Origin of the sequence: Streptomyces sp. NBC_01210 (assembly GCF_036010325.1) — a bacterium.
GTDB lineage: Bacteria > Actinomycetota > Actinomycetes > Streptomycetales > Streptomycetaceae > Streptomyces.
In genome coordinates, this window is sequence record NZ_CP108549.1 from 3,094,031 (window position 1) to 3,107,179 (window position 13,149).

Below are 13,149 nucleotides of genomic sequence, written 5' to 3' on the forward strand. Positions count from 1 at the left end.
TCCGGGTACGGGGGGCTCAGCAGCTTTGTTGACAATCGTTTCCAGTTTTGTTGAAAATGACTGTCATGAACGTACGCCGCCTCATACCCACCACTGCCGCCGCCGGAGCCGTCGCCCTCGGTCTCATGACCGTCTCCGCCTGCTCCAGCTCCAATGCCGCCGACGGCAGCAGCGGCGGCAAGCTGAAGGTGGTGGCGTCGTTCTATCCGATGCAGTACCTCGCCGAGGAGATCGGCGGCGACCATGTCTCCGTCTCGACCCTCACCAAGCCGGGCGTCGAGCCGCATGAGCTGGAGCTCAAGCCCCGCCAGACCGCCGAGCTGAACGAGGCGGGCTTCATCCTCTACCTCAAGGGCATCCAGCCCGCCGTCGACAAGGCCATCGCCCAGTCCGAGGCGAAGAACAAGGTCGACGCCGCCGGTCTCACCAAGCTCGAGCACCACGGCACCGAGGGCGGCCACAGCCACGAGGGCGAAGCGGCCGGCCACGACGAGCACGGGCATGCGGGCGAGGGCGAGGCGGGTGCCGACCCGCACATCTGGCTCGACCCGGTGAAGTACGCCGAGGTCGCCAAGGGCGTCGGAAAGTCCCTCGAGAAGGCCGACCCGGACCACGCCGCGGACTACCGGAAGAACACCGACGCACTGGTCACGAAGCTCGACGGGCTGAACCGCACGTACCAGCAGGGCCTGAAGAACACGGCAACCAAGACCTTTTTCACCACCCACTCCGCCTTCGGCTACCTCGCCGAGCGCTACGGCCTGGACCAGGAGGGCATCGCGGGCCTCGACCCCGAGTCCGAGCCCAGCCCGGCCCGTATCAAGGACCTCCAGGCCATCGCGAAGAAGGACAAGGTCACCACGGTCTTCTTCGAGACGCTCGCCAGCGACAAGACCGCCAAGACCCTCGCCAAGGACGCCGGACTGAAGACGGACGTCCTCGACCCGCTCGAAGGAATTACGGACAAGTCCAAGGGCGCTGACTACATCGAGGTGATGCAGTCCAACCTCGCCGCGCTGCAGAAAGCTCTCGGCGCGAAGTGACATCGATCGGTACGCACACACCGGAGGCCCGAGACATGGAGCCCGTCATATCCGTCCGCGGGGCCCAGGCCACGCTCGGCTCGCGCCCGGTACTGCGCGGCATCGACCTCACCGTCCAGCGCGGTGAGGTCGTCGCCCTGCTCGGCGCCAACGGCTCGGGGAAGTCGACGGCCGTGCGTTCCGTGATCGGCCAAGTGCCGCTCACCGGCGGCGAGATCGCCCTGTTCGGCACGGAACTGCGCCGTTTCCGCGAGTGGGCGCGCATCGGTTACGTACCGCAGCGCACGACCGCCGCGAGCGGTGTGCCCGCGACGGTGCGCGAAGTCGTCTCCTCGGGCCGGCTGTCGCGTACGAGGCTGGGCCGGGAGTCCCGCGCGGACCGGGCCGCCGTCAAACGCGCCATCGAGCTCGTCGGGCTCACCGACCGCGCCAAGGACTCCGTGAACGCGCTCTCCGGCGGCCAGCACCAGCGGGTCCTCATAGCCCGCGCGCTCGCCTCCGAGCCCGAACTGCTGATCATGGACGAGCCGATGGCGGGCGTCGACCTGGGCAGCCAGGAGATCCTCGCCGGAACACTGCGCGAGCAGGTCGCGGCCGGGACGACAGTCCTGCTGGTCCTGCACGAGCTCGGACCGCTGGAGCCCCTGATCGACCGCGCGGTGGTGCTGCGCGACGGCTGTGTGGTCCATGACGGGCCGCCGCCGAAGGCCGTGGGCCAGCATGCGCTGCCCGGCCACGACCACGTACATCCGCACGCGGCCGACGAGCCGCTCCGCACGGGACTGCTGACCTGATCATGGAAATCCTCGACACTGCTTTCATGCAGCGGGCGCTCATCGCGGCCGTGCTGGTCGGCATCACGGCACCCGCCATCGGCATCCATCTGGTGCAGCGCCGCCAGGCGCTGATGGGCGACGGCATCGGCCATGTCGCGATGACCGGTGTCGGCCTCGGCTTCCTGCTGTCGACCAACCCGATCTGGATGGCGACGCTCGTCTCGATCGTGGGCGCAGTCACCATGGAACTGATCCGGATGTACGGACGCACTCGCGGCGATATCGCGCTGGCGATGCTCTTCTACGGCGGTATGGCCGGCGGTGTGCTGCTGATCAACCTCTCGGACACCGGCTCCACGGCCAATCTCAGCTCGTTCCTGTTCGGCTCGCTCTCCACCGTCTCCGACGCGGACCTCACCGCGATTCTGCTGCTGGCCGCCTTTGTGGTGCTGGTCTCGCTGGGGCTGCGCAGGCAGTTGTTCGCGGTCAGCCAGGACGAGGAGTTCGCGCGGGTCACCGGTCTGCCGGTGCGTGCGCTGAATCTCCTGATCGCGGTGACCGCGGCGGTCACCGTCAGTGTGGCGATGCGGGTGGTCGGGCTGCTGCTGGTCAGCGCGCTGATGGTGGTGCCGGTGGCCGCGGCGCAGCAGATTTCGCGGTCCTTCAAGGCCACGTTCGCGCTGGCGGTGGGGATCGGTGTGACGGTCGCACTGGCCGGAACGACCACCTCCTACTACCAGGATGTGCCGCCGGGCGCGACGATAGTGCTGCTCGCCATCGGCATCTTCGTGGTGCTGACCGCACTCGCCGCACCCCTGGCGAGGCGGCGTGCGCGCACACTGGAGGCGAGCGGGGCGGAGTGCACCGTGGACATGCCCGGCACGCGACGGCCCGGCGCCGACGTCAAGGTCTGAGCTCAGGCCTGGCAGAATGGCCCGACATATGTGCGGGCGAACGAGGAGGCACCTGTGGCGACGGCGCCAACCGGCGGAAATGCAGCCCCAGTGCGGGGCCGGTCGACCCGGCAGCGGACCGCGGTTGCGGCGGCGCTCGACGAGGTGGACGAGTTCCGCAGCGCGCAGGAGCTGCATGACATGCTCAAGCACCGCGGCGACTCGGTGGGCCTGACGACGGTCTACCGCACGCTGCAGTCGCTCGCGGACGCGGGCGAGGTGGATGTGCTGCGCACGTCCGACGGCGAGTCGGTGTACCGGCGCTGCTCGACCGACGACCACCATCACCATCTGGTGTGCCGGGTCTGCGGAAAGGCCGTCGAGGTCGAGGGGCCTGCGGTGGAGCAGTGGGCGGAGACGATCGCGTCGCAGCACGGGTACGTGAATGTGGCGCACACGGTGGAGATCTTCGGTACGTGCGCGGAGTGCGCGGGCTCCTCGGCGGAGGGCTGACGGCTCCTGGACGGAGGGCGGACCGGGTTTGAGGTCCGACGCCCCGGGGCGGGGCGGGGGCCCTTGGGGCGCCCGTCGGCGTTCGGTGCCCCCGGGTTCGCGGCGCGAAGCCGCCGCCGCACCGGGGGTGTCGGGGCGTCAGCCCCCAACGTCCTCCCACTCGGAGTGGGACCCGCTGCCTGCGGCCGCGGCACGAAGCTGCCGTAAGCGGGTGTGGGGGCTCCGGCCCCCAACGCCCCCGCGCCTGCGCTCTGCGGCGCGAAGCTGCCGCTCCGGGGTGCGGGGGCGTCAGCTCCCTCAACAGGGGGCCTGGGGGCACCGCCCCCAGTTTCGGGAAGGGGCGGGGTGGGGGAAATCCCCCGCTCATGCAGACGTGCCCTCGGGCCGCCCCCGCATCGCCTCGAGCTCCTCGTTCGGGATCGCGCCGCCGAAGCGGCGGTCGCGCTGCGCGTACTCCAGGCAGGCACGCCACAGATCGCGGCGGTCGAAGTCCGGCCACAGCACGTCCTGGAACACCATCTCGGCGTAACTGCTCTGCCAGATCAGGTAGTTGGAGGTGCGCTGCTCGCCGCTCGGGCGCAGGAACAGGTCCACGTCCGGCATGTCCGGGTAGTACAGGTACTTGGCGAAAGTCTTCTCGTTGACCTTGGACGGGTCCAGCCTGCCCGCCGCCACATCGCGCGCGATGGCCTGCGCCGCGTCCGCAACCTCCGCGCGGCCGCCGTAGTTGACGCAGAAGTACAGCGTCATCTTGTCGTTGTCCTTGGTCTGCTCCTGGGCGACCTGGAGCTCCTGGACGACCGACTTCCACATCTTCGGCATCCGGCCGACCCAGCGGATACGGATGCCGAGTTCGTCCATCTCGTCGCGGCGGCGCCGGATGACGTCCCGGTTGAAGTTCATCAGGAAGCGCACCTCGTCGGGCGAGCGCTTCCAGTTCTCGGTGGAGAAGGCGTACAGGGAGAGGTTCTTGACGCCCATCTCGATGCAGCCCTTGAGTACGTCGAGGACGACGCCCTCGCCGACCTTGTGCCCCTCGGTGCGCGGCAGCCCGCGCTCCTTGGCCCAGCGGCCGTTGCCGTCCATGACGCACGCCACATGGTTCGGCACCAGCTCGCCCGGGATCTTTGGCGGGCGCGCGCCGGAGGGGTGCGGCTCGGGGACCTTGTACTCGCGGCGGGACCGGCCCAGGATTCCGCGTCGTGCCATGCGGTTCACATCTCCTATTTCTCTACTTCGACGTACCTCAGCGAGCGCAGGCCGCGCTCCAGGTGCCAGTGCAGATAGGCGGACACGAGCCCGCTGCCCTCCCGGACGTGGCGCGCCTCGCACGCGTCCGCCGTCGGCCAGTCACCGGTCAGCAGCGCGCTGAGCAGCCCGATGGCCTCCGCAGAGGGTACGACGCTGCCGGGCACCCGGCAGTCGCCGCATATGACGCCGCCGGCGGCGACGGAGAAGAACCGGTTCGGCCCGTGCAGGCCGCATTTCGCGCAGTCGTCGAAGCTGGGTGCGTAGCCGTTGACGGCGAGGGAGCGCAGCAGGAACGCGTCGAGGACGAGATTCGGGGCGTGCTCGCCGCGGGCGAGGGTGCGCAGGGCGCCGACGAGGAGAAGGTACTGCTGGACGGCGGGCTCGCCCTCGTGGTCGGTGAACCGTTCGGCGGTCTCCAGCATGGCGGTGCCGGCGGTGTAGCGGGCGTAGTCGGTGACGATGGCGCCGCCGTACGGAGCGATGGTCTCGCTCTGGGTGCAGAGCGGGAGCCCGCGGCCGACGAGTTCGCTGCCGCGCGCGAAGAACTGCACATCGACGTGCGAGAAGGGCTCGAGCCGGGCACCGAACTTGGACTTGGTGCGCCGGACGCCACGGGCGACGGCACGGACGCGGCCGTGACTGCGGGTGAGCAGCGTGATGATGCGGTCGGCCTCGCCCAGTTTCTGGGTGCGGAGGACGACGCCGTCGTCACGGAACAGGCTCATGCGGTCATTGTCCCGTACGGAGTGCCGCCCACCGCCATCGGATGGTCAATCCTCCACGCGCTCCTCAAGGCATACGGTCACCGAGTCTCCGGCCTCCTTGCCGATCGCCTTGCGTACGTCGGCCTTGACCGGCAGCTTGTGCGTGCCGTCGCCCAGAGCCATGAAGGAGCTCCGGAACGGGTGACCGTCGATCGTGCCCCGGACCTTGACCAGGCCCCGGGTGCCGAAGTACTCGACCGACTCGGGCCACACCAGATAGGTCCAGCCGCCCTTCGCAGGGCTCTTCTGCAGCGTTGCGCTGAATTGTTTGTCCATACAGATATGACGGCGCGAGGCGGCCGGACTCATCGCACCCCCCTGGATGCCTGGCGGAGCAGGTCCGGTCGGGTTTCGCGATGAACCATTCCATAGAAGAATTGGACAAACACCTCTGACGTGCAGGCCACGCCACCATTGCAGCGATCGGGGCCAGCGTGTCGTCCAGCGATACCAGGTCGAGTACGCACCCCTTCGGCACTACGAGCGCTGAAGGTGCGGCGGAGCGTGACGACGTACTGACTGATGCCGTCCTCAAAGCCGTCGAGGTGACCGGGGCCCATGCGGGGAGTGTGTTCCTGATCTCGCGCAACCGTCACACGCTGGTACTCGCCGCAGCGGCCGGTATGCCGCCTTCCCTGCTCGGCGGCTGGCGGCGGATTCCTGTGAACAGTCCCATCCCCGTGGCGGAGGCGTTCCGCTCCAGGCGGACGGTCCATCTGGTCGACGCCGATGAGACCATGCGGCGATTTCCTCAGCTCGCAGTGGCATTGCCCTACCCTTTCGGCTCCGCCTCCGTACCGGTCACGGCGGGGCAGGAGACCTTTGGGTCCATGGCCGTGGTGTGGGCAGCCAGGGCCGACGGAAAAGGGCTGTCCAAGTCGCAGCGACGGCAGTTGCGCACCGCGGCCGGCCGCCTCGGCGTATCGCTCGCCGAGCTGACCGCGCGCGGCGCCGACGTCGGGTGCGACATGGAGACCGTTCCGGTGGAGGTCCCGGTACCTTCCGCCTCGGCGCTACGGGTAGGCCTGTTCGACTGGAACCTCGACACCGGAGCCCTCGAAGCCGATGCCACGTTGTGTGCGATCTTCGGCCTCGCCCCGGACGAGTACGACGGACGAGCGGCCACGCTGGCGGCCCAGGTGCACCTCGCGGACCGTCCCGGTTTCCGGGCTGCCGCCCGTACCGCGGTCGAGGAGGGCCGCGTCCTCGCCCGGGACATGCGCGTGCCGGAGAAGGGCGGCGGTCACCGCACCATCGGGCTGTGGGGCCGGGTACCCGGGACCGCCGCCGGCCGGGAGGCGCGGCCCCATCTGGTGGGCGGGGTCCTTGACCTCGGGGCCGGTACGGCCGCCGTCGCGGCGATCGAACGTCTCACGGACGGCTTCTTCTCGCTCGACCGAGAGGGTCGTGTGACCTACGCCAACCACACTCTGGTGCGGTTGCTGCGCGTACGCAGGGAGGATCTGGTGGGCCGACGCCCCTGGGACGTCCTGCCATGGCTGGCCGATCCCGCCTACGAAGACCGTTTCCGGGCCGCCAGGGTCTCCCAACAGCCCGTCTCCTTCCTGGCCCAATCCCCCGACCAGTGGCTTGTGTTCTCGCTCCGCCCGGATGCGCAGGGCATGACCGGCTGGGCAGCGCCGGCCGGACAGCCGGTCCCGGCCGAGGCCGAGCCCGGAGCACCCCCCGCGGAGCCAGGAGGGGCCGCCCCGTCCTCGTCGCGGCCCGCCCCGACGCGCCTGGGCGCCATCTATCGCGTCCTTCAGATGAGCAGCGCCCTGACCGAGGCGGTCACCGCCCGCGAAGTGTGCGATGTCGTCGCCGACCAGCTCCTGCCCGCCGTCGGCGGTCATCGACTGGCGATATACGTGGTGCACGAGGGGCACCTGCGCCTGCTGTCGCAGCGTGGCTACCGCGAGAGCTTTCTGGAGCGGTTCGAGGGCAGGTCGCTGCATCACGGCCGGGGACCCCTGACCGGGGCGCTGACCTCCGGGGCCCCGCTGTTCATCGAATCACGGGAAGAGTTCTTGCGGGCCTATCCCGAGCTCCACGCCGAGTCCAGCTCCATTGTGTTCCTGCCCCTGATCGCCTCCAGCCGCCCCGTGGGTGCCTGCATCCTGGGCTTCGACGAGGCCCATCGGTTCTCCGACGAGGAACGAAGCCTCCTCACCGCGCTGAGCGGGCTGATCGCCCAGGCACTGGAACGAGCCAGGCTCTACGACGCCGAATTCACCCTCGCCCGGGGCCTGCAGAACGCGCTGCTTCCGCACCGACTGCCCACACTGCCGGGTATCCGCGTCACCGGCCGGTATCTGCCCGGTACCCGCGGGATGGACATCGGCGGCGACTGGTACGACGTGATCCCCACCGACCGCGGCGTCGTGCTGGTCGTCGGAGACGTCGAGGGCCACAACGTCGCCGCCGCAGCCACCATGGGCCAGTTGCGAAGCGCGGTACGGGCCTTCGCGTCCGCAGGCCACCGACCGAGCGATGTGATCGCCAGTACCAACCGGCTGCTCCTCGACCTCGACCCCGGGCTCCTCGCCAGCTGCTGCTACGTCCTCCTCGACCCGGGTCCGGGAGTCGCGCGCGTGGTCCGCGCGGGCCACTGCCCGCCCCTGCTGCGCCGGCCCGACGGACACACCGAGATCCTGGATCTGCCGGGCGGTCCGCTACTCGGAGTGGAGCGCGCCGCCGACTACCCGGAATCGGAGCTGACTCTCCTGCCCGGCTCGGTTCTGGCCCTCTATACGGACGGACTGATCGAGTCACGCGAGTCCGACATCGGTGTGGGTTTGGACAGGCTGCGGACCTCGCTGGCCCATGCCGGTGCGGGTTCCCTGGAAGAACTGGCCGACGCACTCCTGCGGGACGCCCGCCAGTCCCCGAACCGGATGGACGACATCGCGCTGCTCCTCACCATGTACACCCACACCTCGCGGCCCACGCCCCCCGCCGGGTGAGCAGAAGCGGGCACCAGACCCCCCCCTCGGCCCCGTCCTCGTCATCAGAGCCGCCGGTTGGACCGCCTTCGCCGAGGGTGTCCGGCGCCGGGCGGCGTCATCTCCGCGTCCTTGTTGATGGCGCGGGCCAGGATGATCCCGATGAAGATCAGCCCGACGCCGAACCAGGACGCCGCGGCGTCGAAGATCAGGGAGACGACGCCCACCGGGATGATCAGGCCCGCCAGCGGGATCAGCAGGTTGCGCACCGGCGGGGGCTCACCGGTGCCGTTCCGGCTGCGGACGACCTGTGGGTACCACTCGGTGAAGCTCAGCGCGGTGACGATCGCCCCGATCTGGATGATCCACGCGGTCCAGAGGTTGTCCGCGTTGTGCAGGACAAGGTCGCCGAAGCCGCCCGCGACGGCCGCCACGAGGAAGGCCGTGCCCCAGACGCCGGTGATCACATAGTTGATACGGAGGAACTCCCGCGACCTCCAGTACTCCGGGCTGACCCGTTCCCGTCCGTACTGCACCGTGAAGGGCACCCGTACGGCCATGGAGCCGAAGGCGATGACCACCAGCGCGAGGTTGGAGATCTCGCCCGCATACGTCTCCAGCCATGTGTGGGTGCCCGGCGAGGAGGCGGCTCCGACGGCGGTCAGTACGGCGAAGAAGACGACGTCCGACACCTCGAGGATCTTGAGCGAGGTGCCGCGGTAGAGCATCCGCGCCGCGATGAGGAGCGCCACCGACACCGCGAGGGCGAGGCCCACCGCCAGTTCGAAGCGGCCCGGTCCGACCAGGACCGAGAAGATGATCCACGGGGACATCGCGACGATCGGGCTCTCGAGCGCGGCGGCGAGACGGCCGCCGGGTGCCGTGCCTGCGACAGCTTTCATTGCGGGGGCCCCTTCGCCGGGCAGATCCTCCTGGTTTTCCAGGGTGCGGCCAGATCCCCCGCCGCGCTACAGGGGTTCAGATGTCGCGCGGGGCGTCGACGATCTGGGACAGCGCCACCGTCAGCGCGTTCTCGCGGGTGAAGACATCCACCGCGCCGAGGCGGCCCAGCCATTTGCGGTGCATGGCGGCCTCGACCTTGTCGGCGACGGCCGATACAGGTGTCCAGGTCCAAACGGGCGAGCTGGTCGTGGGCCCGCAGGACGCCGGGGACGGGGCCCTGCGGGCGGCCCGCGAGCGGGAGGTTAGGGTTTCCTTACCCCGCCCCCTCCCGGGTGCCGGGTCATAGATCAGGCTTATGGGTTCATAGGTACAGGGCGGGTACCGCGGTGGGAGCGCCGTTGCCAGGGTGGCGTAGGAGAGTCGGCTCGCTCCGCACGCGCCGGGCCGTCTCACTCACCGGGTCACGCCCCGTGGACCTCGTTCGAAGGGAACATTCATGCCCCGCCCTCTGCGGATCGCGATCGTCGGTGCCGGCCCCGCCGGGATTTACGCCGCCGACGCACTGCTGAAGTCCGAGGCCGCAGTCGAGCCCGGCGTCTCCATCGACCTCTTCGAGCGGATGCCCGCGCCGTTCGGCCTGATCCGGTACGGCGTCGCGCCCGACCACCCGCGGATCAAGGGCATCGTCACCGCCCTGCACCAGGTCCTGGACAAGCCGCAGATACGTCTCTTCGGAAATGTCGACTACCCGAGCGACATCGGCCTGGACGATCTGCGCGAGTTCTACGACGCGGTGATCTTCTCCACCGGCGCGGACGCGGACCGGGCCCTGGACATCCCCGGCATCGAGCTGGACGGCTCGTACGGAGCCGCAGACTTCGTGTCCTGGTACGACGGCCACCCGGACGTGCCGCGCACCTGGCCGCTGGACGCGGAGAAGGTGGCCGTGCTCGGCGTCGGCAATGTCGCCCTGGATGTGGCCCGTATCCTCGCGAAGACCGCGGACGAGCTGCTGCCGACCGAGATCCCGCCGAATGTGTACGACGGCCTCGCCGCCAACAAGGCCCTCGAGGTGCATGTGTTCGGGCGGCGAGGCCCCGCGCAGGCCAAGTTCAGCCCGATGGAGCTGCGCGAGCTCGACCACTCCCCGAACATCGAGGTCATCGTCAACCCCGAGGACATCGACTACGACGAGGGCAGCATCGCCACCCGCCGGGCCAACAAGCAGGCCGACATGGTCGCGAAGACGCTGGAGAACTGGGCGATCCGGGATGTCGGCGACCGGCCCCACAAGCTGTTCCTGCACTTCTTCGAGTCCCCGACCGAAGTCGTCGGCGAGGACGGCCGCGTGGTCGGGCTGCGTACGGAGCGCACCCGGCTGGACGGCACCGGCAATGTCACCGGCACGGGTGAGATGCATACCTGGGACGTGCAGTCGGTCTACCGGGCGGTGGGCTATCTCTCCGACGAACTGCCCAAGCTCCCCTTCGACTTCCTCACCGGCACGGTCCCGCACGAGGGCGGCCGGGTCATCGAGGGCGGCGAGCACATGCAGTCGACGTACGTAACGGGCTGGATCAAGCGTGGCCCGGTCGGCCTGATCGGCCACACCAAGGGCGATGCCAACGAGACGGTCGCCAACCTGCTGGACGACCACGGCAATGGCCGCCTGCACACGCCCGTCGCGCCGGGCCCCGAGGCGGTCGTCAACTTCCTTGAGGGCAGGGGCGTTCGCTACACGACGTGGGAGGGCTGGCACCGCCTGGACGAGGCGGAGCGCGCGCTGGGTGCGGCGGAAGGCCGCGAGCGCGTGAAGATCGTCGACCGCGAGGGCATGCTGCGGTCGAGCGAGGCGTAGGCCACTGGGGCGCCGCCCCGGACCCCGCGCCTCAATCGCCGGCGGGGCTGGATCGCCCGGCCCGTTGTCGGGGCTCCGCCCCGGACCCCGTGCCTCAAACGCCGGCGAGGCTGGATTTTCCGCCGGACGGGCAGAACCTTCAAGCCCGTCCGGCGATTGAGGACACGCGGCCGAAGGTCGCGTACGGGGCCGGGGCGAAGCCCCCATCCGCGCCGCGGAGCCGCCCCCCCGGTCACCGACTACGCGTCGCCCGGGACCACCAGCCCCGACTCGTACGCCACGATCACCAGTTGGGCGCGGTCCCGGGCCCCCAACTTGCCCATGATCCGGCTGACATGGGTCTTCGCGGTGAGCGGGCTCAGGCCGAGCCTCTCGGCGATCTCGGTGTTGTTCAGGCCCCGGGCCACCAGCGCGAGGACCTGGCGTTCGCGCTCGGAGAGGCCGTCCGGGCCGCCGGTGGTGGGCGGATCGGACGGGGCGCGCAGCACGCGGGCGATCAGCCTGGACGTGGGGCCCGGGGAGAGCAGGGACTCCCCCGCCGCCACCGTCCTGATCGCGGCGAGGAGGTCGGCCGGTTTGGTGTCCTTCACCAGGAAGCCGGACGCGCCCGCGCGCAGCGCCTCGACGATGTGCTCGTCGGTGTCGTACGTGGTGAGCACCAGGACCTTGACCCCGGCGAGGTCGTCGTCGGCGGCGATCAGGCGGGTCGCTTCGATGCCGTCGAGTTCGGGCATGCGGATGTCCATGACGACGAGGTCGGCGCGTTCGGTGCGGGCGAGTTCGACGGCCTCGGCGCCGGTGCCCGCCTGGCCGACGACCTCCATGTCGCGGGCGGACTCGACGAGCATCGCGAAGGCGGCGCGTACGAGCCTCTGGTCGTCGGCGAGCAGTACTCGAATGACGCTCATGCCAGGGCCTCCGATTGCTGGAGCGGCAGGGCCGCCGCGACCTCGAACCCGCCGCCGTCGCGCGGGCCGGCTGCCAGTGTCCCCCCGACGCTGCGGGCGCGCTCACGCATCCCGACGATGCCGTAGCCGGAGCCTTCGGTGGCGCCGGGGGCGGTGCCGTCGTCGGTGACGGTGACACGGAGGTGGCCGTCGGCGGCGGCGACCGCGACGCGGATGCGGACGCCGGGGCCGCCGTGGCGTACGGCATTGGTCAACGACTCCTGCACGATGCGGTACGCGGCGGCCTCGACGGCGGGCGCGATGCGCGTCCGGCCCGTACGCACCTCCAGGTCCGCCCTTGCCGCCCGTACGAGACCGGGCAGCGCGGACAGATCGGGCAGAGGGCCGGCGGCGTCCGGGCCGTCCGAGCCGTCCGAGCCGTCCGCCCTCAACACCTCCAGGGTGGTGCGGAGTTCACCGCGGGCCGTGCGGCAGGTGTCGGTGATGTCGTCGAGGGCCTTGGCGATGGCGGCGCGGTCGAGCCGGTCGGGATCGACGGTCAGGACATGGGAGGCGACGGACGTCTGCACGCCGATGAGCGTGATGGAGTGGGCGAGGAGATCGTGCAGATCGCGGGCGATGCGCAGGCGTTCCTCAGCGACGCGGCGGGCGGCCTCCTCCTCGCGGGTGCGCTCGGCGCGTTCGGCGCGGCCGACGACGGAGGCGATGTAGCGGCGGTAGGTGCGCACGTCCACTCCGAAGATGAGCACGGCGAGGATCCAGCCGGAGGTGCGCAGTGTCTCCAGGCCCTGGTGGGAGTCGACTTGGAACATCACGGTCACCGCGGCGCCGATCACACCGATGCCGATGAGGAGGGTGTGCAGGGGGCGGGCGGTGGCGGCGACGGTGTAGAGGGCGAGCAGCGAGCCGGGGACGGGCGCGATGTGGGTGTTGTCGGCGGCGTGGTACGGGACGATGCACAGGAGTACGGCGAGCAGGACGGCCATGGGCCGGCTGCGCCGCCAGGCGAGGGCCACGACGCTGCCGGCCAGGAGCACCCACCCGAGCGCGTCGGGCCGGCGCCCTGACTGGACGGTGAGCGCGAGCACGAGCGCGAGCGCGCCCACGGCGGCTGCGAGGACGGCGTCGTTGCGCGCGCGGTGCGGCGAGGTGAGGGGATCCCGGCTCACGGCGGTGAGGACGCGCTCCCCGAGCCGGGGGCGGGCGGCTGTCTGTGGCTGCTGCACGGGTCCATCCTCCGGTAGACGTGCTGGGGGCTCCGCCCCGGACCCCGCGCCTCAATCGCCGGTGTGGCCTGA

Annotated in this window: 12 protein-coding genes; 6 read left to right on the forward strand and 6 right to left on the reverse strand. The window is 70.3% G+C overall.

Translation table 11 applies throughout. The features are described 5' to 3' along the window. Nucleotides 1–65 precede the first annotated feature (65 nt). The 4 genes from OG735_RS14005 to OG735_RS14020 are packed head-to-tail and all read left to right on the forward strand — an operon-like array spanning nt 66 to nt 3,225. Nucleotides 66–1,043 (forward strand): metal ABC transporter substrate-binding protein, encoded by a 978-nt coding sequence (locus OG735_RS14005; protein WP_327323503.1) that lies wholly within the window; start codon nt 66–68, stop codon nt 1,041–1,043. Between the two features lie 35 nt (nt 1,044–1,078). Next, a complete protein-coding gene (locus OG735_RS14010; RefSeq protein ID WP_327323504.1) occupies nt 1,079–1,837 on the forward strand; it encodes a metal ABC transporter ATP-binding protein in 759 nt (252 codons plus the stop codon). Nucleotides 1,838–1,839: 2 nt separating this feature from the next. Beyond that, a complete protein-coding gene (locus OG735_RS14015; RefSeq protein ID WP_327323505.1) occupies nt 1,840–2,733 on the forward strand; it encodes a metal ABC transporter permease in 894 nt (297 codons plus the stop codon). Nucleotides 2,734–2,787: 54 nt separating this feature from the next. Next, a complete protein-coding gene (locus OG735_RS14020) occupies nt 2,788–3,225 on the forward strand; it encodes a Fur family transcriptional regulator (protein WP_327323506.1) in 438 nt (145 codons plus the stop codon). A gap of 363 nt (nt 3,226–3,588) precedes the next feature. Here OG735_RS14020 and OG735_RS14025 read toward each other — a convergent pair whose 3' ends face one another. Genes OG735_RS14025 through OG735_RS14035 form a run of 3 tightly spaced genes read right to left on the reverse strand, consistent with a single transcriptional unit; the run spans nt 3,589 to nt 5,516 of the window. After that, nucleotides 3,589–4,434 (reverse strand): isoprenyl transferase, encoded by an 846-nt coding sequence (locus OG735_RS14025; RefSeq protein ID WP_327323507.1) that lies wholly within the window; start codon nt 4,432–4,434, stop codon nt 3,589–3,591. 14 nt (nt 4,435–4,448) lie between these two features. Beyond that, nucleotides 4,449–5,201, reverse strand: coding sequence for a DNA repair protein RecO (gene recO / locus OG735_RS14030; RefSeq protein WP_327323508.1), 753 nt, complete (start codon nt 5,199–5,201; stop codon nt 4,449–4,451). A 45-nt stretch (nt 5,202–5,246) separates the two neighbouring features. Continuing rightward, nucleotides 5,247–5,516, reverse strand: coding sequence for a DUF1905 domain-containing protein (locus OG735_RS14035; RefSeq protein WP_327323509.1), 270 nt, complete (start codon nt 5,514–5,516; stop codon nt 5,247–5,249). 158 nt (nt 5,517–5,674) lie between these two features. On the opposite strand from OG735_RS14035, the gene OG735_RS14040 reads away from it, so the two are divergent. After that, nucleotides 5,675–8,203, forward strand: coding sequence for a SpoIIE family protein phosphatase (locus OG735_RS14040; protein WP_327323510.1), 2,529 nt, complete (start codon nt 5,675–5,677; stop codon nt 8,201–8,203). Between the two features lie 44 nt (nt 8,204–8,247). Here the strand turns inward: OG735_RS14040 and OG735_RS14045 are convergent, their stop codons facing one another. Next, nucleotides 8,248–9,084, reverse strand: coding sequence for a hypothetical protein (locus tag OG735_RS14045; RefSeq protein WP_327323511.1), 837 nt, complete (start codon nt 9,082–9,084; stop codon nt 8,248–8,250). Nucleotides 9,085–9,581: 497 nt separating this feature from the next. Between OG735_RS14045 and OG735_RS14050 the strand changes: the two genes are divergently transcribed. Next, entirely contained in the window at nt 9,582–10,943 is a 1,362-nt protein-coding gene (locus tag OG735_RS14050; RefSeq protein WP_327323512.1) for an FAD-dependent oxidoreductase, read from the forward strand. 239 nt (nt 10,944–11,182) lie between these two features. On the opposite strand, the gene OG735_RS14055 is transcribed toward OG735_RS14050, so the two are convergent. Next, entirely contained in the window at nt 11,183–11,851 is a 669-nt protein-coding gene (locus OG735_RS14055) for a response regulator transcription factor (RefSeq protein ID WP_327323513.1), read from the reverse strand. After that, on the reverse strand, nt 11,848–13,077 hold the full coding sequence (locus OG735_RS14060) for a sensor histidine kinase (protein WP_327323514.1): 1,230 nt from the start codon (nt 13,075–13,077) through the stop codon (nt 11,848–11,850). Before OG735_RS14060 ends, OG735_RS14055 begins: the two co-directional genes overlap by 4 nt. Between the last annotated feature and the right edge of the window lie 72 nt (nt 13,078–13,149).

Coding starts and splice junctions, on each gene's coding strand:
- OG735_RS14005 (WP_327323503.1), top strand. CDS start 66: ATGAACGTACGCCGCCTCATACCCACCACTGCCGCCGCCGGAGCCGTC.
- OG735_RS14010 (WP_327323504.1), top strand. CDS start 1,079: ATGGAGCCCGTCATATCCGTCCGCGGGGCCCAGGCCACGCTCGGCTCG.
- OG735_RS14015 (WP_327323505.1), top strand. CDS start 1,840: ATGGAAATCCTCGACACTGCTTTCATGCAGCGGGCGCTCATCGCGGCC.
- OG735_RS14025 (WP_327323507.1), bottom strand. CDS start 4,434: ATGGCACGACGCGGAATCCTGGGCCGGTCCCGCCGCGAGTACAAGGTC.
- recO (WP_327323508.1), bottom strand. CDS start 5,201: ATGAGCCTGTTCCGTGACGACGGCGTCGTCCTCCGCACCCAGAAACTG.
- OG735_RS14035 (WP_327323509.1), bottom strand. CDS start 5,516: ATGGACAAACAATTCAGCGCAACGCTGCAGAAGAGCCCTGCGAAGGGC.
- OG735_RS14045 (WP_327323511.1), bottom strand. CDS start 9,084: ATGAAAGCTGTCGCAGGCACGGCACCCGGCGGCCGTCTCGCCGCCGCG.
- OG735_RS14050 (WP_327323512.1), top strand. CDS start 9,582: ATGCCCCGCCCTCTGCGGATCGCGATCGTCGGTGCCGGCCCCGCCGGG.
- OG735_RS14055 (WP_327323513.1), bottom strand. CDS start 11,851: ATGAGCGTCATTCGAGTACTGCTCGCCGACGACCAGAGGCTCGTACGC.